This window comes from Streptomyces sp. A5-4, from assembly GCF_051131715.1.
GTDB lineage: Bacteria > Actinomycetota > Actinomycetes > Streptomycetales > Streptomycetaceae > Streptomyces.
The window spans coordinates 8,113,079-8,131,435 of record NZ_CP178591.1 but is presented as its reverse complement, the minus strand read 5'-3'; the positions used below and the strand labels follow the sequence as shown (position 1 = coordinate 8,131,435).

At 70.1% G+C, this 18,357-nt stretch carries 13 protein-coding genes; 6 read left to right on the top strand and 7 right to left on the bottom strand.

Annotated elements, in window-relative coordinates:
• Positions 1 to 34 precede the first annotated feature (34 nt).
• Entirely contained in the window at positions 35 to 952 is a 918-nt protein-coding gene (locus ACLLJJ_RS37980; RefSeq protein ID WP_434599264.1) for an FAD-dependent oxidoreductase, read from the top strand.
• Between the two features lie 92 nt (positions 953 to 1,044).
• Here ACLLJJ_RS37980 and ACLLJJ_RS37975 read toward each other — a convergent pair whose 3' ends face one another.
• The 3 genes from ACLLJJ_RS37975 to ACLLJJ_RS37965 all read right to left on the bottom strand — a co-directional run bounded on the left by ACLLJJ_RS37975 (position 1,045) and on the right by ACLLJJ_RS37965 (position 6,105).
• Entirely contained in the window at positions 1,045 to 2,802 is a 1,758-nt protein-coding gene (locus tag ACLLJJ_RS37975; RefSeq protein WP_434599263.1) for a BCCT family transporter, read from the bottom strand.
• Positions 2,803 to 2,875: 73 nt separating this feature from the next.
• Entirely contained in the window at positions 2,876 to 4,156 is a 1,281-nt protein-coding gene (locus ACLLJJ_RS37970) for a M14 family metallopeptidase (RefSeq protein WP_434599262.1), read from the bottom strand.
• Positions 4,156 to 6,105 (bottom strand): Xaa-Pro dipeptidyl-peptidase, encoded by a 1,950-nt coding sequence (locus ACLLJJ_RS37965; RefSeq protein WP_434599260.1) that lies wholly within the window; start codon positions 6,103 to 6,105, stop codon positions 4,156 to 4,158. Before ACLLJJ_RS37965 ends, ACLLJJ_RS37970 begins: the two co-directional genes overlap by 1 nt.
• A 229-nt stretch (positions 6,106 to 6,334) precedes the next feature.
• On the opposite strand from ACLLJJ_RS37965, the gene ACLLJJ_RS37960 reads away from it, so the two are divergent.
• Together ACLLJJ_RS37960 and ACLLJJ_RS37955 are read left to right on the top strand one after the other, a co-directional pair.
• Positions 6,335 to 7,894, top strand: coding sequence for a M1 family metallopeptidase (locus tag ACLLJJ_RS37960; RefSeq protein ID WP_434599258.1), 1,560 nt, complete (start codon positions 6,335 to 6,337; stop codon positions 7,892 to 7,894).
• A gap of 206 nt (positions 7,895 to 8,100) precedes the next feature.
• On the top strand, positions 8,101 to 9,144 hold the full coding sequence (locus ACLLJJ_RS37955; RefSeq protein ID WP_434599257.1) for a LacI family DNA-binding transcriptional regulator: 1,044 nt from the start codon (positions 8,101 to 8,103) through the stop codon (positions 9,142 to 9,144).
• Between the two features lie 80 nt (positions 9,145 to 9,224).
• Here ACLLJJ_RS37955 and ACLLJJ_RS37950 read toward each other — a convergent pair whose 3' ends face one another.
• A complete protein-coding gene (locus tag ACLLJJ_RS37950) occupies positions 9,225 to 12,002 on the bottom strand; it encodes a glycosyl hydrolase (protein WP_434599256.1) in 2,778 nt (925 codons plus the stop codon).
• A gap of 269 nt (positions 12,003 to 12,271) precedes the next feature.
• Positions 12,272 to 13,129, bottom strand: a complete 858-nt coding sequence (locus ACLLJJ_RS37945) for an oxygenase MpaB family protein (protein WP_434599255.1) — start codon at positions 13,127 to 13,129, stop codon at positions 12,272 to 12,274.
• A 262-nt stretch (positions 13,130 to 13,391) separates the two neighbouring features.
• Here ACLLJJ_RS37945 and sph point away from each other — a divergent pair, with 262 nt between their 5' ends.
• Entirely contained in the window at positions 13,392 to 14,390 is a 999-nt protein-coding gene (gene sph / locus ACLLJJ_RS37940) for a sphingomyelin phosphodiesterase (protein ID WP_434599253.1), read from the top strand.
• Positions 14,391 to 14,493: 103 nt separating this feature from the next.
• Here the strand turns inward: sph and ACLLJJ_RS37935 are convergent, their stop codons facing one another.
• Together ACLLJJ_RS37935 and ACLLJJ_RS37930 are read right to left on the bottom strand one after the other, a co-directional pair.
• A complete protein-coding gene (locus ACLLJJ_RS37935; protein WP_434599252.1) occupies positions 14,494 to 14,967 on the bottom strand; it encodes a macro domain-containing protein in 474 nt (157 codons plus the stop codon).
• Positions 14,968 to 15,021: 54 nt separating this feature from the next.
• Positions 15,022 to 16,869 (bottom strand): AMP-dependent synthetase/ligase, encoded by a 1,848-nt coding sequence (locus ACLLJJ_RS37930; protein WP_434599251.1) that lies wholly within the window; start codon positions 16,867 to 16,869, stop codon positions 15,022 to 15,024.
• 118 nt (positions 16,870 to 16,987) lie between these two features.
• Between ACLLJJ_RS37930 and ACLLJJ_RS37925 the strand changes: the two genes are divergently transcribed.
• Entirely contained in the window at positions 16,988 to 17,716 is a 729-nt protein-coding gene (locus ACLLJJ_RS37925) for a MerR family transcriptional regulator (protein WP_434599250.1), read from the top strand.
• A 100-nt stretch (positions 17,717 to 17,816) separates the two neighbouring features.
• Entirely contained in the window at positions 17,817 to 18,314 is a 498-nt protein-coding gene (locus ACLLJJ_RS37920) for an FBP domain-containing protein (RefSeq protein WP_434599248.1), read from the top strand.
• Positions 18,315 to 18,357 lie beyond the last annotated feature (43 nt).

The window sequence follows — 18,357 nt, the reverse complement described above, 5'->3', positions numbered from 1 at the left end:
GGAGAGCGTCCGGGACAGCGCTTAGGGTCCGTCCATGGGCAGCGAAGTGATCGTGGTGGGTGGCGGGGTGATCGGGCTGACGACGGCCGTCACTCTCGCGGAGAGCGGAACTCCGGTACGGGTGTGGAGCAGGGAGCCGGTGGACGCGACGACGTCCGCGGTGGCGGGCGCGCTGTGGTGGCCGTATCGCATCGAGCCCGAGGAACGGGTGGGCGCCTGGTCGCTGGCCTCACTTCGAGTGTACGAGCGACTGGCCCGCTCCCCCGACGAGACGGGCGTGCGGCTGATGCCGGGGGTCATGGCGGGCACCGCACTGGCCGGTCTGGGGCCGTGGGCCGCCGCAGTACCGGGGCTGCGTGCGGATCCGCAGGGCCTGCGGGCCTCGCTCCCGCTGATCGACATGCCCACGCATCTGCGGTATCTGCGCCACCGGCTGGAGACGGCCGGAGGTGTGCTGGAGCTGCGCGCTGCCGAGCGCCTCGACGAGGCGGGTCCCCTCGTCGTCAACTGCACCGGCCTCGGGGCGCGCGAGCTGGTGCCGGATCCCGAAATGGGTTCGGTGCGCGGCCAGTTGGTGGTGGTCGAGAATCCGGGCGTCGACACCTGGTACGTGGCGGCCACGCACGGCGCGGAGTCGGTGTATCTCTTCCCGCAGCCGTACGGTCTGGTCCTGGGCGGCACCGCGCAGGAGGACGACTGGGTCACGGAACCCGATCCGGCTGTGGCGCGGGCGATCGTGGAGCGCTGTTCCCGGGTCCGGCCCGAGGTGGCGGGCGCCCGGATCCTGGAGCACCGCGTCGGGTTGCGTCCGGCGCGCGCGGGCGGGGTGCGGCTCGCCGCGGAGCGGTCGCCGTCCGGGGCGCTGTGTGTGCACAACTACGGGCACGGGGGCGCGGGCGTCACCGTCGCGTGGGGCTGCGCGCGGGATGCGGCCCGGCTGGTCGCGAGCTGAGGAGCGGTGGGACCGAGCTGAGAAGCGGTGCGACCGGGCGGGGCCGCCGGCCGCGCCGCGCGAGCGGCACTGCGCGGTCGGCGGCAACCGTCTCAGGGGCGCCCTACGGGCTCTTCCACCCCGGTCGTGCCCGATTCCCCGTTGGTGTCGGTGTCGCCGGTACCCGGGCCGATCTGCAGCTCGAAGTCACCGTCGTACTGCTCGTGGCCGGCGATCACGGCCGTCTCGATGGCTTCCAGGCCCTTCTCGCCGCGCACGATCAGCGGGTCCTTGTGCAGGTCGCGCATCAGCGCGAAGCACATCCCGATCATCACGACGGCGAATGGCGCCGCCACGAGGATCGTCAGATTCTGCAGTCCGGCCAGTGCGTCGCTCTCACCGTCGCCGATGAGCAGCATCACGGCCGCGACCGCGCCCGTCACCACACCCCAGAAGACGACCACGAACTTGCTGGGCTCGAAGGAGCCCTTCTGCGAGAGCGTGCCCATCACGATGGACGCCGCGTCGGCGCCCGAGACGAAGAAGATGCCCACCAGAATCATGACGAGCAGGCTCGTCGCGGTGGCGATGGGGTACTCCTGGAGTACACCGAAGAGCTGGCCCTCGGGGGTCGCCTCGTCGGAGAGCTTTCCGGCCACCTGCAGCTTCATGGCCGTGCCGCCGAAGACGGCGAACCAGAGCAGGCTGACGGTGCTCGGCACCAGGATGACGCCGCCGACGAACTGACGGATCGTACGGCCGCGGCTGATCCTGGCAATGAACATGCCGACGAACGGCGTCCAGGAGATCCACCAGGCCCAGTAGAAGACGGTCCAGCTGCCCAGCCAGTCCGCGACGTCCTTGCTGCCGGTCGCCTCGGTCCGGCCGATGAGTTGCGGCAGATCACCCAGATACGCGCCCAGGGAGGTCGGCAGCAGGTCGAGCATGAAGATGGTCGGGCCCACGATGAAGACGAACAGGACCAGGAGTCCGGCCAGCACCATGTTGATGTTGGACAGCCACTGAATGCCCTTCTCCACACCGGAGATGGCGGAAGCGACGAACGCGACCGTGAGCACGGCGATGATCGTGACGAGCAGGCCGGTGCCCACCGTCTTCTTCCAGTCCAGCTCCTGGACTCCGCTGCCGATCTGGAGGGCGCCGAGGCCCAGCGAGGCGGCGGAGCCGAAGAGCGTGGCAAAGATCGCGAGGATGTCAATCGCCCGGCCCACACCGCCGTTGGCGTGCTTCTCACCGATGAGCGGGGTGAAGACCGCGCTGATCGTCTGGCGCCTGCGGCGCCGGAAGGTGCTGTACGCGATGGCGAGACCGACCACCGCGTAGATCGCCCACGGGTGGAGCGTCCAGTGGAACAGAGTGGTGGCCATCGCCGTCTGCATGGCCTCCGCCGAGGTGGCGGGGTCGCTGCCGGGCGGGGGCGAGCTGAGGTGTGAGAGAGGCTCGCTGACGCCGAAGAACATCAGGCCGATACCCATGCCGGCGCTGAACATCATCGCCACCCAGGACACCGTGCGGAACTCGGGCTTCTCCCCCTCCTCACCGAGGGTGATCTTCCCGTAGCGACTGATGGCGAGCCACAGGGCGAAGACGACGAAGCCGGAGGCGGCGAGCATGAAGGCCCAACCGCCGTTGTGCATCAGCCCCTTCAGGAGCCTGCCCGAGACGCTTTCCAGCTGCTCGGTCGCCACGGCGCCCCAGACCACGAACGCCACCGTGAAGACGGCGGTGACGCCGAACACGATGCGGTCGGTCTGGGGAGCCGGGGTCAGATGAGGACTGCCGGGAAGGTGGACAGGTACTGACCCTGCCCCCTTCCCCGCGTCGCTCGTAGTTGGTCCGTCGTGCGTCACAGGCAGTACCTCTCACAGGGGTTCGTTTCAGTCACCGCTACCCCATACCACAAGTGCTGCACATCACAACTGTCTAACAGCGAGTGTCAGGCCGACCGATAGCGATGTGATACGCCGCACGCTCGTCCAGGAGCAGAACGACCAGGTCACGCAGAGTCTGACGCAACGAAACAAACGCCCCCGCGCCGTCACGCTCCGACACGACACCGTGCAGCTCCAGTTCATCCTTGATGTCCGCGTACTGCGCCCCGGTGAGCCGGTATCCGCAGGGCGGGTCCTGGATGATCTCGGCAGGCTCGGCCGGGTCGTTGTCCGCGCCACCGAGGTACACGGGACCGCGGTCGGCGAAGCCCGCCAGCCGCGCCAGGGTGGTGGCCGCCTCGATCCGGCCACGTCGTTCCTCGGCGAAGGTGAACGCGCCGTCGAGGGCGGCCAGGTGGGAGTCGACGCGGCGCCGGTTGTTGCGGGCCGGATCCTTCTTCTCCGCGTCGGTGAGTGCGTCGACCCGGGTCTCCACCAGGAGCCCCACGGAGTGCTTGGCGCCCGCCGTGTTGCGCAGGATGCGCTCCTGGCCGTCGCCCGCCACCTGCTCGATCGGCTCCCCCGTCTCCGGGTCGGTCCAGATCCCGTAGATGCCGGTGCTGAATCCGGCGTCCTCGGTCCCGGGGCGCACATACGACTCCGAGAGCGTACGGGCCTCCGTGTGCACCCGGTCGTCGGTGTTGAGGTTGCGTGGCCACAGCGCCAGCAGGTCCTTGTCGTAGTACGGCACGGTCGCGCCGTACTCGTGCAGGTCGTAGACGAGGTCCGGGCGGTGGTCCCGCAGGACGGCCGCCATCGCACGGCTCTCCGCGGTGCGCAGGGCGATGTGGTCCCTGTTGATGTCGACCCCGTCGGAATTGCCGCGGGTGTCGGCGGCCCGCCCGTCGGGGTTGGCGGTGGGGATGACCAGGACGGTGGTGCGCTTGAGGAAGTCGCGGGTCTGCTTGTCCTTGGCGTACGCGAGGTCGCGCACCGTCGTCAGACAGGCCTCGCGGCCGGAGGGTTCGTCACCGTGCTGGGAGCAGATCAGCAGCGCGGTGTTGGCGGTGCGGTGCGTGCCGATGCGTACGAGCTGGAGCGGGCGACCCTGTTTCGTGGCGCCGATCGCGGACATCGTGACGCGCTCGCTGCCGCGGTCGACTGCCTTCAGGAAGCTCTGCTCCTCGGGCTGGGTGGTCCAGCGCGCGCGGTCGCTGGTCTCGAACCCGCTGCGGGGCGGGGCGGGCGTCGCCTGCGCGGGCGCCGCGAGGAGCGGGGCCGCCATTGCGACGGCCGTGACTCCGAGCGCGAGGGCGCGGATACGGGCGGGCATCAGGGGGTGCCTCCCGGGATCGGACGGAGGGATCGCGGTTCGGCGACGCCGTCGAGGAGGGCGCCGGACGGAGTGTGCGCGCCGGAGCCCGCGGTGGCGCGGGCAAATGCCTTGTCGCCGCCGACGAACGGGAGCTTCGCAGCCGTGCGGTGCAGGTCGATGCCGAGGGTCGGGGTGGTGGACGGCGGGTCGATGAGCCCGGCGTCGGTGCCGCCGACGATCAGCGCGAGCCGGTGGCCGGCCGGCACGACGTGGTCGCTCGCGGCGAGGTCCAGGGTGATCGTGTACTGCTTGCCTGGAGTGAGCGGGCGGCCCTTGCCCGGGTCGGCGTAGGTGCCCAGGTCGGCCCAACCACGGCTGAAGACCGTGTAGTCGACGTCCGCCGTCTTGGCGGCGGCATCCTTGAAGCAGGAGCTGTCACCGGCGGTGCTCGGGCCCCAGCAGGTGCGCTCGAGGAGGGTGGTGATGCCTTCGCCCGCGTCGGCGTAGTCCCGGATGGTCGCGGGGCCCAGGTCGACGAGAACCGCGGAGAGGTGGGCGGTCGGCGTCGAGGGCGTCGCGGTGACCGTCACCTTGGAGGAGCCCGAAAGCCGCAGGTCGCGGGTGAGCGGCTGGGTGGTGAACCCGGCCTTGGACGGGGTGGAGCGGTCGATCTGCGCGGCCCAGTCGGTCTCGCTCAGCTTGGGGTCGTCGGTGAAGGTCTCGGTGGCGCCGGGCTTGGCGCGCTTGACGCCGAGGGTGCCGACGCCGGGCGCGGCGCCCTTGCCGGGGCGCACGGTGGTGGCGTCGGTGGAGCGGGGCGGCCAGACCTTGTCGGTGGACCACTGGTCGGGGGCGCGCTCGATGTCGGCCATCGGTTCGCGGTCGATGCCGTTGTCGTAGCCCAGGAGTTCATGGTCGAACCAGCGGTGCAGGGTCTTGACCCAGTCTCCGCGGCGGAATTCGAAGGGGTCGACGTGGCCGGTCTGGGACAGCCAGATCTTGCGGTCCACGCCCTCGTCGGCGAGGGCGTCCCACCACTGACCGAAGTGCTTGGTGCGGACGTTGAGGTCCTGCATGCCGTGGACGACGAAGACGCTCGCCTCGACCTTGTCCGCGTCCGGCACGTGATCGCGCTCGCTCCACAGCCGGGTCAGGTCACCGGTGCGCGGCGCCCCGTCGATCAGCTTCTGCTGGACGGCCTTGCAGCGTTCGCGGGCCTCGGGGCTCTCCACGTAGTCCGAGAGCCACTCGGGGCCGCTGTCGTAGAGCGGGGCGCCCTGGGCGAAGTAGTAGTCGTACCAGGAGGAGATCGCGCCGATCGGGACGATGGTCTTGAGGCCCTCGACGCCGGTCGCCGCGACGCCGTTGGCGACGGTGCCGTCGTAACTCTTGCCGATCATCCCGGTGTTGCCGTTGGTCCAGCCGGCCTTGGCGGGCGCGCCACCGGTGCGGGTGGTGTATGCCTTGCCGCGCCCGTTCAGCCAGTCGACAACGGCCTTGGCGGACTGGACGTCGGAGCGGCCTCCGACATCGACGCAACCGTCCGAGCGGCTGGTTCCGGCGAGGTCGACGGCGACGAAGCCGTAGCCGCGGGGCACGAAGTAGTTGTCGTAGTAGAGCGGGAACTGGACCGGTTTGCCGTTCGCGTCGTACGTCTTCTTCTGGCTCTCGTTGCCGCGCCCGCAGCATGCGTAGTAGGGGCTGGCATCCATGATCACCGGTATTTTGCGCCCCTGCTGGGCGGGTTCCCTGGGCCGGACGATATCGACGGCGACCCGGTCGGTCTTCCCGTCCGAGTCGCCGTCGATTCTGGTGTCCACCCATACGGATTCGCGTATCGCGTCGTCGTAGGAGTAGACGGGTTTGCTCTCCTTGGGTCCGGCCGCGGCGCCCTGGGCGCCCGCCGGGGAGATCATTACGGCCATCAGGGCGGCCGCGGCCACCGGTATGAGTCTGTGCCACTTCATTCGGGTGCCCCGCGCAGGTATCGGCATGGCCGGAAGGTACTCCGGTCAACTGCCGTGGAAAAGAGGGCAGCAGAGCACAGTGGGACGATCGCACACTCCTTAACCGGGCGAGAGGTGACATGTCGGCCACATGGCAGTCATGTGACAGGAGCGACCATGGACATGACTGGTGGCAGGGGGGCTGAATAGAGTGCGAACAGATCCTTCGGACTGACCACTTGGAGCATCCGTGCACCGCAGACTCATCGCCCCGAGCGCACTCGCTGCCTCTTTGCTGCTGGCGATCCCGGCATCGGCCGCAGCGAGGGGGCCTGGGGGAGTTTCCCCCGGAGAGCACAGCACTCCGGGCGCCCCGGGTATCGGCGACCCCTATTACCCGGCCAGCGGCAACGGCGGATACGACGTATCCCATTACGACCTGCGCCTGAAGTACCAGCCCAAAACGGACCTGCTGGAGGGTACGGCGACGATCCTCGCCACCACCAAGCAGAATCTTTCCCGTTTCAATCTCGACTTCGGCCTCAAGGTGAGCGAGGTTCGGGTCAACGGCAAGAAGGCGACGTTCGTCAAGGAGGGCGACCAGGAGCTGGTCGTCACCCCGGCGTCGCCGGTGGAGAAGAACAAGACACTTTCGGTCGTCGTCCGCTATGCCGGGAAGCCCTCCGAGCTCAAGATCGGCGGCTACACGGCCTGGCACCGCACCCCGGACGGCGGTGTCGCCGCCCAGGAGCCCGACTCGGCCGTGTGGTGGTTCCCGAGCAACGACCACCCGCTCGACAAGGCGACGTACGACGTGTCGGTCTCGGTGCCCGACGGCACCCAGGCGATCAGCAACGGCGTGCTCCAGTCGCAGAGCTCGAAGATCGGCTGGACGCGCTTCGCCTGGCGCTCGAACAAGCCGCAGGCCAGTTATCTCGCGACGCTCGCGGTCGGGAAGTTCGACATCACCACCGACAAGACCGAGAGCGGTCTGCCGGTGCTCAACGCGTACAGCAAGGACCTCGGTGACAACGCGGGTGCCGCACGCGCCAGCATCGAGCGCACCGGGGAGGTCGCCGACTGGCTGACTGAGGTCTTCGGCCCCTACCCCTTCAACGCGCTGGGCGGTTACGTCCCGAACGTGACCAGCGGATACGCCCTGGAGACCCAGACCCGGCCGTTCTACAGCCCGCGCCAGTTCGCGAACGGCTCGAACGTCTCGGTCGTCGTCCATGAGCTGGCCCACCAGTGGTACGGCGACAGCGTCTCGGTCAAGGGCTGGAAGGACATCTGGATCAACGAGGGCTTCGCCCGCTACAGCCAGTGGCTGTGGTCGGAGAAGGAGGGCGAGGGCACCGCGCAGGAGCTGGCGGACTATGTCTACGAGACGAACGCCGCCGACTCCCCGTTCTGGACGGTCAAGCCGGGCGACCCGGGTGCGGACAAGCAGTTCGACATCGCCGTGTACGACCGGGGCGCGCTCGCCGTGCAGGCGCTGCGCAACGAGGTCGGCGACGAGGACTTCTCCAAGATCCTCAAGGGCTGGACCGCCAAGTACGCCTACGGCAACGCGAATGTGGGCGACTTCGTGAAGTTCGCGGAGAAGACCTCGGGCAAGCCGCTCGCCGAGCTCTTCGACACCTGGCTGTACGAGCCCTCGAAGCCGGGCACTCCGGCCGCGGCCGACGCGCGGGTCGCCCGCGCGAGCGGAGCGGACGCGAAGCCGGCGCAGCCCAAGTCGTGGAAGAAGATCGCCGCGACCAACTCGGTCCATGACCATGGCCAGGGTCACGGGCACGGCCACCGCTGACCGGTGACAGCCCGCGCCGCCCCGCCGGGGTGGCGGCGCGGGCTGTCGTCGTGACACCCGCTCCCCGCCACGCACCCGGTACGCCCAGCCGCGTACCGTGGGCGGCAGGCTACTGAAAGCGCTCTCTGAAGATCCGCGCGACCCGGTAGCCTGCCATCCGGCAGCCCTCTCCCGCTGCCGCCCCGAGCAGCCGAGGAGCGTTCGCAGTGCCCGAGCAGTCCGCTGGGTCCCGCCCCACTCTGGAAGCCGTCGCGGCCCGTGCCGGTGTCTCCCGCGCCACGGCCTCCCGCGTCGTCAACGGCGGCGCCGGTGTGCGGCAGCCGCTGGTCGACAAGGTCCGCCGGGCCGTCGACGATCTGGGGTACGTCCCGAACCACGCGGCCCGTTCCCTGGTCACCCGGCGCAACGGCGCGGTCGCCGTGATCATCGCCGAGCCGGATTTCCGGATCTTCTCCGATCCGTTCTTCGAGCAGCAGCTGCGCGGGATCAGCAGGGAACTGACCGCACACGACTCACAGTTGGTGCTTCTGTGGGTCGAAGGCCCCGGCGACTACGACCGCATCGCCCGCTACCTCGGCGGCGGCCACGTCGACGGTGCGCTCGCCTTCTCGCTGCACAACGACGACGAACTGCCCGCCGTCATCCGCCGGGTGAAGCTCCCGACCGTCTTCGGTGGGCGCCCCGGCTGGTCGGGCACCGACTCCGAGCGCGCGGTCCCGTACGTCGACTGCGACAACCGCGGCGGCGCCCGGCAGGCCGTGCACCATCTCGTCGGCCTGGGCCGCGAGCGCATCGCGCACATCGCGGGCCCGCGCGACCAGACCTCCGCCCTCGATCGCATCGACGGCTACCGCGACGTGCTGCTCGACGCGGATCCGGGGCTGATCGCGCAGGGCGCCTTCACCGTGGAGAGCGGGGCCCTCGCCATGACGGAACTGCTGGAGCGACGCCCGGAGTTGGACGCGGTCTTTGCCGCCAATGACCTGATGGCCGCGGGCGCCCTGCGGGTGCTGCGCGAGCGGGGCCGGCGGGTGCCCGAGGATGTCGCGCTGGTCGGCTTCGACGACGTGCTGTCGCTCGCCGAGTCGGCGGATCCGCCACTGACGACGGTCCGTCAGGACATCGAGGGCATGGGCCGGTTGATGGTGAGGCTGCTGATGCGGGTACTGAGCGAGGACGGCGGCCCGGAATCGGGCGCGCCGGCCTCGGTGATCATGCCGACCGAACTGGTGCGGCGGGCCTCGGCCTGACGACCGGGACCCGCCGCGTGGCCCGCCACCGGTCACCGGACCGGCGGCGGACGGTTCACTCGTTCACCGATTCACTGATTTCACTGGAAGGGGATCACCAGGCTCGAACGGTCCGTGCCGGTAAGGACCTTGGCCGTTCCGTTGCCGATGGCGTTCCACACCTCCAGGCGTACGGTGCCGCCCTTGAGGGCGCCGAGTGTGCCGGTCGCCGACTTGAGGCCGCGGGACTGCCCGTACTCCTCCCAGCCCGCCACCGGATCGGTCGCGAAGTAGTTGTAGGTCTCTGTCCTTTCGAAGGTGCCGTCCCCCGTGAGGTCGTAGCTGATCCTGGCCTGCTGGCCGAGACCGACCGCGGAGCCCGCGTCCAGTTGGAGGCGGAACGAGGTGGACGCGCCCGACTTGACCGCGCCGGTGACGTTCTTGACCTCGTACCTCTGCGGGTTGTTCGGGGTGCCGTCGTGGTTGCCGCCGCCCGCGGAGGCGATGGTGTCGCTGCCCGCCGTGGTGCCGATCGCGGTGGTGAGAGCTCCTCCGGTGCGCAGCTGGAAGGTGTTGCCGGTGGGCGGGTCGGGATCCGGGTCCGGGTCGCCGCCACCGGTGCCGGTGCCGGTCGCCGTCGAGCGGGCCGCGACGGTGAGCTTGCCGCCGTCCGAGAAGGTCACCGTGCGGGCCGTGGAGCCGTGGTTGTGCGCGGCGTAGGTCCGTACCGTGCCCTTGGTGAAGACCGCGGAGGTCGGGATGTCCCCGGCCACCGACGCGTCGGGGGCGCCGAGCGTGTCGAGCGTGTTGATCCAGTGGTAGGTGTGCGCCTTGGACTCACCCTGCTCCGGGGTGTAACCCGCGTGGCCCGCGTCCCACTTGGTCTTCGCCGCTCCCGGGTCCGCGATCGACTCGAACTCCCAGAGGAGGTCGCGCCATTCGACGGCAGGGCCGCCGTTCTCGCGCTCCATCTCCGCGATATTGCGCTTGATCGCGTCCTTCTTACGACCGAGGTGCAGCGAACCGCCTGTCACCGGGAGGACGTTGATGCCGTGGATCTCCTCGGGGTTCGCGGTCCACCAGGTGGCGTACGCGGCTCCGCTGCCCCACACCATGCCGACCGTGTCGTGGCCGTAGGAGGACGGGAAGACCTGCTGGTCGGCGTCGAACCAATACTGCGAGATGGCCTCCGCCTCGGTGGTCAGCAGGAACGTCCCGAGGTCACGCAGCGAGGTGTCGCCGGTCGCGGCGCCCCACAGGACGAGTCCCGCGCTGAGGTTGGTGGACTCCGACGAGGACTCCTGGTTGTTGCCCGCCGCGAAGCCCTGGTGGCCCGAGGCCCAGCTGTGCCCGGCGTAGACGTCGAAGCCGCGCAGGAAGGGGAAAGTGGCATCGGTGCGGCTGGGGTTGGCGGCGTCGCGCACCAGGGTCTTGACCATGCCGCCCCAGGCGGAGTCGGCGGCCCAGGCCGGGTCGTACTGCGCGACGATCGCGGCCGCGTAGACGTAGTAGCTGTAGTGGAAGTGGTGGTCGTTGAGTTCGGTGTCGCTGCCGTACGACGCCGGGTAGCCGGTCAGCGTCTTCCAGTCCTTGTCGTAGCTGAACTCACTGACGCCACCTGCCGTGAACCAGTCCTGGAGGCGCCCCTTCATCAGCCCGAGCAGCTTGTCGCGGGTGGCGGTCTCGCCGATCTGGTCGGCCACGGGAACGAGTTGGGCGAGGCGACCGAGGGCCTTGCCGGTCCAGTAGGTGTCGGTGGCGCCGGAGAACGGGTCGGCCGCGTTCGCCACCTCGTTCAGATAGCCCCTGAGTCTGGCCGTGTCGACGCCGCTCGACTTCGGCAGCGCCGGCAGTACGCCCGAGGCCCGCTGGCTGGTGCTGAAGGAGGTGGCCTCGCGGACCTTCATCGTGCCCCGCGGTGACACGTAGGTGTACGGGGTGAGCGGGTCGGTGGTGTGCAGCCACTGGTGGCGGTAGAGGGCCTGCAGGGTGCCCCTCTCGGTGCCCTCCTTGGCCTCGGTGGTGAGGGCGTACGTCGCCTTGACCGTGCCGGCCTCCGAGCTCCACGTCGCCTTGGAGCCGGAGACGAAGCTGAAGGCGTACTTCTTGTACGTCGCGAGGGCGTCGGCGGACGGCAGCACGGCGAGCGAGAAGTAGTCCTTGGAACCGAGCCCGGCGGTGACGGTGGACCCCGATACGTTCCAGTCGCTGCCGGTCGGCGCGAACAGTGCGTAGTGGTGGCCCGCGACGGTGATGCCCAGGACATTGCCCTGGTCGGCGAAGACGGTGGGCGCGGCGGCAGTGGTGATCTGGGCGTTGCCGCCGGAGCCCTTGGCGTACACGTACGGCATGCCGTGGCCGATGGTGGTGCGCAGGGTGCGGGTCCCGTCGGACCAGTACGGCGTGACGGTCCAGTCGGACCAGTCGTCGGCCTTGGTGTCCGGGGAGTTGAGCCCGGTCAGGCCGAGGGTGAGGTCGGCCTTGTGCGCGAACTCGTACTGGCGGCCGTCACCGACGATGGCGGGGCTCGTCGGGTAGCCGACTTCGAGGCCGCCGCGGGTGGCCTGATAGGTGAGCGGATGCCCGTACATGGGTGTGGAGTGCGGATTGTCGCCGTAGCGCTGGAAGGCGAGGGAGGACCACCAGTCGTTGGTGGGCACCGGCTTGTCCTTCGCGGCCGGTGTCACCTTGGGTGTGACGGGTGCGCCGGTGTTGGTCGTGGGGCCCGAAGCGCCGGCGGGGCGCACATCGGAGTAACTGCCCGAACCGACAGGGATGGTGGCGGCTGCCGCGGGAGCGGCGGCGGAGCCCAGACCGACTGCGGCCAGAGCGGTTACCAGGATCAGCGCGGAGGCCGATCTGAGGCGGGGGGCTGGCATGGACGGCACCTCGAAATCGTGGAGGAACGGGCGTCCGAGAGCGCTCTCAGATGAGAGGGAACGTAAAACTCCTGTAATGGGAGTGTCAATACTTGTGACACAGACGCCAGTTGGGACTACCCGCCGTCGCCATGCGTTCGAGTCTTGACGCATCGAGGAACCTTGGCGGAGCGAGAGCAATCAGGGCACTCTCTGACGCAACCTCGTGAGAGCGCTCTCACACGCCAGGCCCTACGTTCTGCCCTGGGCCCTGAGCCCTTTTCGCCCGCCTACCGGTCGGCGCGGTACCGCGCCCTCGCCGCCCTGGCGCGCGGCAGATAACGCAACCGCTCGGGCAGCGACGGCACCACGACCCGCACGACGCGGCCGAACCGCCGAAGCCTGCGCTCCTGCGCGTCGCTCCACTCCAGGCCGATCGCCTCGCGGGCGTCCGGCGGCATGAAGCCGACGGTCACGAAGGACCTGAAGCGGGCGAGCGGCGGCAGCAGGTGCGGCCACAGGGCCCTCAGCAGCAGGCGCACCGGGAGGGGGCCCAGGGAGGGGGCGGGCACCGGGCTGTCGGGGGCAAGCAGTTCGCGTACCACCACGGTCGCTTCGATCTCCTCGGCCAGCATCTTGCGGTAGTACGGCCAGAACTCCTCGACGGTCTGCGGCATGTCCCGGTCGTGGATGCCGAGGATCCGGCCGACCCGGAGCCACTCCGCGTACAACTGCCGCTCCTGCGCGTCGGTGAGCGGGCGGGCGAGGTAGCGCAGCGCGTGCTGGTAACAGGGGAAGCCGGTGGCGTGGACCCAGGCGTAGTACTGCGGGTCGAGCGCGTGATAGCGGCGGCCGTGCGCGTCGGCGCCCCGGATGGACTTGTGCAGCTGCCGGAGCCTGCGGCCCTCGTCGGCGGCCGCCTCTCCCCCGTACACCCACAGCTGCACGGATCGCACGGATCGCTCGCCGCGCCCCCAGGGGTCCGTACGGAACACGGAGTGCTCGTCGACTCCGGCGCCGACGGCCGGGTGCGCGACCTGCATGGTCAGCGCTGCGGGGAGCATCAGCAGCGCGCGCACGTCACCCGCGACGCTCCACAGCACACCGCCGGGCGGGGGCGGCGCCGGATCCTGTCCACCGGGCTTCATCGGGTGACTCCAAGGGGTCGGCGGGCTTGTGATCCAGTATGCGATCACGGGGCGGCCCGGTGATCCGCGATATCGCCGCACCCGGGCGCGCCGGTCGCCCTCTCCCCCTCCCTGGCACCGGCCAGGGGCCCTGGCGAATGAGAGTTGGCTTGATCGTGGGCAACCGGCCGACCCGGTGGTGCCCAATGGCTACCGGGAAGTAACTCTGGCTGATTTGATGTGCGGCGCCGGTCCAACCCCCACACCAGCATCGGGAGATCCAGTGCCTCACTCCGCGCTCCGCCGTATTCCTGGCGCAGCCCTGGCCACCGCCCTCGCGGCCGTCACTCTGGCCGCGACCGGCCCGTCCGCCTCGGCGGCGCCCGAGACTCCCGCGGCCGACGCGCCTTCGCTGAAGGTGCTGACCTACAACACGTTCCTTTTCAGCAAGACTCTCTACCCCAACTGGGGCCAGGACCACCGGGCGAAGACGATTCCGGAGGCCTCCTTCTTCCAGGGCAACGACGTGGTGGTCGTGCAGGAGGCCTTCGACAACGGCGCCTCCGACGCGCTCAAGAGCAATGCCGCCGCGCAGTACCCGCACCAGACGCCCGTGATGGGCCGTAGCAAGGACGGTTGGGACGCGACCGGCGGGTCGTACTCCGCGACGACGCCCGAGGACGGTGGGGTCGCGATTCTCAGCAAGTGGCCGGTGGTGCGCAAGGAGCAGTACGTCTACCAGGACGCATGCGGTTCCGACTGGTACTCGAACAAGGGCTTCGTATACGCCGTCCTCAATGTGAACGGCGCCAAGGTGCACGTCGTCGGCACCCACACGCAGTCCACCGACCCGGGCTGCGGGGCGGGCGAGGCCGCGCAGATGCGCAGCCGACAGTTCAAGGCGATGGACGCCTTCCTCGACGCCAAGAACATCCCCGCCTCGGAGCAGGTCCTGGTCGCGGGCGACTTCAATGTCGACTCGCACAGCGCCGAGTACGCCTCGATGCTCGCCGACGCGGGCCTCACGGCCGCCGACTCACGCACCGGCCACCCGTACTCCTTCGACACCGCGGACAACTCGATCGCCGCGGAGCGCTACCCCGACGACCCGCGCGAGGACCTCGACTACGTCCTGCACCGGGCGGGCCACGCCAAGCCGGCCGGCTGGAAGAACGACGTGCTCAAGGAGCAGAGCGCTCCCTGGACGGTCTCCAGCTGGGGCAAGAAGTACACGTACACGAACCTGAGCGACCACTACCCGGTCATCGCGGGCGGTCGCTGACCGCACGGCGCGGGCCGACGCCACGACGCGCCCCGGCCCGCCCGTCCCGGGAGCAGGAGACCGGGACGGGCGGGCCGGGGGCCCGGGGCCGTGCCGATCACTCTTAGCGCTCGTAGACCGTCACCGATATGCCTCGTCTCACCAGCCGCTCCCCCACCAGCGGCTCGATCCGCGACCACTTGCCGCCCGCCAGCCCGCACCCGATGCGCGGCATGTGGACCGATGCGCCCAGATCGGCGGCTCGGCCCGCCACCGCCCCGAGAGCCCGGTCAATGGCCTCGTACCGCACGGGGACGCCCTTGCTCCCGGTGCGCATTCCGTGTTGTCCGACCATGTTGGCCACCCAGATGTACGGCTCCACCTGGACGCACTGCACAGCGCCGAGGCCGAATTCATTGGCGGCCCGCTCCCGGTGCCACCGCCGGTACGCCGTCTCCGGCTCGGGCCAGCGGCGCGACAGCGCCAGCACGAAGCCCTTGCCCCAGCCGCCCAGGTCGTTGCAGACATGCGCGATGATCTTGACGCCCTTGCCCTGCGGCGCGGTCGCGTCCCCCCGTACATAACCGATCTCCGACATGGCACCACCGTACGAGCCGCCACTGACAATCGGGCCCGTCCCGCGACCGTCCCGTCAGGCTCCGTCGTACAGCCCCTCGATGTCGTCCGCGTACCGGTCGCGGATCACCCGGCGGCGCATCTTCAGCGACGGGGTCAACTCGCCCGTCTCCGGGCCCCATTCCCTCGACAGCAGCCGGTAGCGCTTGATCTGCTCGGTGCGGTTGAGGCGGGCGTTGACCGCTACGACCGCGCGGTCGATCTCGGCCCGAACGGCGGGGTGCCCGGCCAGGGCCGCGAGGTCCCCCTCGCTCTCGATCCCCTGCCCGGCCGCCCATGCCGGGGCCGTCTCCGCGTCCAGGACCAGCAGTGCCACCAGGTAGGAGCGGCCGTCGCCGTGGGCCAGGGCCTGGCCGATCAGGGAGTGTTCCTTCAGGGCGTTCTCGACGAGCGCCGGCGAGACGTTCTTGCCGCTCGACGTGATGATCATTTCCTTCTTGCGGTCGGTGAGCCAGAGGTAGCCGTCCTCGTCGATCCGGCCGATGTCCCCCGTCGCGAACCAGCCGTCCGCGTCGAGGGCGCCCTCCACCGAGCCGTCCGCCCGCAGATATCCGTCGAACACCGTGTCCCCGCGCACCAGGATCTCGCCGTCCCGCGCGATCCGCAGTTCCAGGCCCTCCAGGGGGCGGCCCACCGAGCCGAGCCGGAAGGCGGACGGGCCGTTGGCCGTGCACACGCCGACCGTCTCGGTCAGACCCCAGGCGTCCATGATCACCACCCCGAACCCGGCCCAGAACCGCACCACGTCCTGCGGCATCGGCGCGGACGCGCTCGCGGTCCACCTCAGCCGGTCGAACCCGGCCAGGGCGAGGAGCGGATCGAGGATCTCCGCCTTCGCCCGCAGGTAAGCGGCGTCGAGGTCGGCGGGCGGGCGCTCGCCCCGCTCGCGGTACGCCACGTGTTCACGCGCCGTCCCCGCCGCCGCCTCGATCACGGCCCGCCGCTCCGCGGGCAGCGACGACAGCGCCGCCCGGACGGACGCGGCGAGCTTCTCCCACACCCGGGGTACGCCGAAGAACTGCGCCGGGCGCAGTTCGCGCGCCGTCGCCGCCACGGCGGCCGGATCGGTGCACAGATGGACGTGCGAGGCGCGGAACACCGGCAGATAGATGCCCAGCATGCGCTCGGCGACATGGGCGAACGGAAGGTAGCAGATGTGGTCGACGTGGTCGGGGAGTTCGACGACCCGGTCCAGGGCGAGTCCGTTGCGTACGACCATGCGGTGCGTGATCGGTACGCCCTTGGGGTCGCCGGTCGTGCCCGAGGTGTAGACGACGGTCAGCACGTCGTCGGCGCGCGTCTCGCGCCAGCCCTTCTCGAAGCCGTCCGCGTGGTGCAGGCGGCTGCCCGTGGCGTGCAGGGAGCCGTACGTGCGGTGGGTCCCGGCGGCAGCCGCCTCGACCACGACCAGCCGTTCCAGGGGCACCGACCTGTCCGCGAGCATCGGCTCCCACAGCTCCACCTCACGCAAGCCCTCGACGACCGCGAAGCGGGCGCGGCCGTGCCGGGCGATGTGCGCGATCTGCTCCGGCGCGGCCGTCCCGTACACCGTCACGGGGATCGCCCCGAGGTGGGTGAGGGCGAGGTCGGTGAGCCAGTGCTCGGGCCGGTTGCCCATCATCATCAGGACCTGCTCGCCGCGCCGCACCCCGAGCGCCGCGTAGCCGGCGGCCAGGACGGCGGTCTTGCGTCGCACCTCGCCCCAGGTGAGCGTGGTCCACCCGGCCGCCTCTCCCGCTCGCCCCGCGCCCGCCGTTCGCCAGGACAGCGCCGGAAGGTCGCCGTGATCCTGCGCATTGCGCAGCAGCAACGCGGGAAGGGTGAGTTCCGCGGGCTCATCGGGAAGTCGCAGGATCGTGGTCATGACCGGCTCCTGTCGCCATGGATTGGCCGGACGCTTTCACAACAGTGGTGAGACAGCAATACTGTTGCACCGCATTGGAGCACAGCGGCGACAGCGGCAGTGGAAGCGAGGCGCAGACATGACGACGGACACCGAGGAGCAGACGCTCACGGTTGACGAACTGGCCGCACGGGCCGGAGTCACGGTGCGTACGATCCGCTTCTACAGCACCCGCGGTCTGCTGCCGCCCCCCGCGATCGGAGCGCGCCGCGTTGGCCACTACGGCCACGCGCACCTCTCCAGGCTGGCGCTCATCGAGGAGCTCCAGCACCACGGCATGACGCTGGCCGCCATCGAGCGGTATCTGGAGCAGCTGCCGCCCGACCTGAGCGCCCACGACCTGGCGATCCACCGCGCCCTGGTGGCGTCCTGGGTCCCCGACACGGCCGAGGACGCGACCCGCGCGGAGCTGGAGCGCCGGGCCGGCCGCCCCCTGTCGGACGGGGACATCGACCGGCTCGCCGCGATGAACGTCCTGCGGCGCGCCGACACCCCCGACACCTTCCACGTCGACCCCGGGCTGCTGGCCCTCGGCGTGCAGCTCCTCGGCGTACCCATCGCGCAGGAGACGATTCTCGCCGCCCGCACGATCCTGCTGGAGCACACCCGGTCGGCGGCCCACGCGCTGACGCACCTCTTCAAGGACGAGGTGTGGGGGCCCTACCGGGAGCGCGAGTCGGACCCGGAGCATGTGGAGGCGATGAAGTCGCTGTCGGCCCATATGCAGCCGATGGTGCTCCAGGCGCTGGTCACGGCGTTCCAGCGGTCCCTCAAGGAAGAGCTGCGGGCCGCCTTCGTCGCGGAGTGAACGGCGGGCGGGCCACCGCCGCGGCCCGCCCGCCGTTTTGGCCACCGGCCGCATATATTCGTACGACACGTACTTGTTCGGCGTGCTAATTTCCGGCAACGTGGAAGCAATCACCGAACAAGAGATCCGTGCGTCCTTCGTCAACTGCTCCAAGGGCGAGGCACGCCGGATCAACCTGCCCCGGGATCTCGCCGATCAGCCCTGGGAACACCTCGACTTCCTCGGCTGGCGCGATCCGGGTGCGGCCGACCGCGGCTACCTGGTGATCGGGCGGCAGGACGGACTCGTCGGCCTCACGCTGCGCGCGGCGCCGGGCGGCCGGCGGTCACTGCTCAGGACCAGCCTGTGCTCGTTCTGTGTGACCTCGCACTCGGGGTCCGGCGTGGATCTGCTCAGCGCCCGCAAGGCCGGCCCTGCGGGGCGCAACGGCGACACGCTCGGCATCTACGTCTGCGCCGACCTGGCCTGCTCGCTGTATGTGCGCGGCCGGAAGAAGAACGCGCTGGCGAAGCGGCTGGAGGAGTCGCTGACCCCGGAGGAGCAGATCGCCCGCAACGTCGCCAATGTGCATGGCTTCGTGGACCAGGTCGTCGCCTGACCCGGCGTCGGTCCGGCCCGACGTGGCGGGCGGTGCCCCGCCC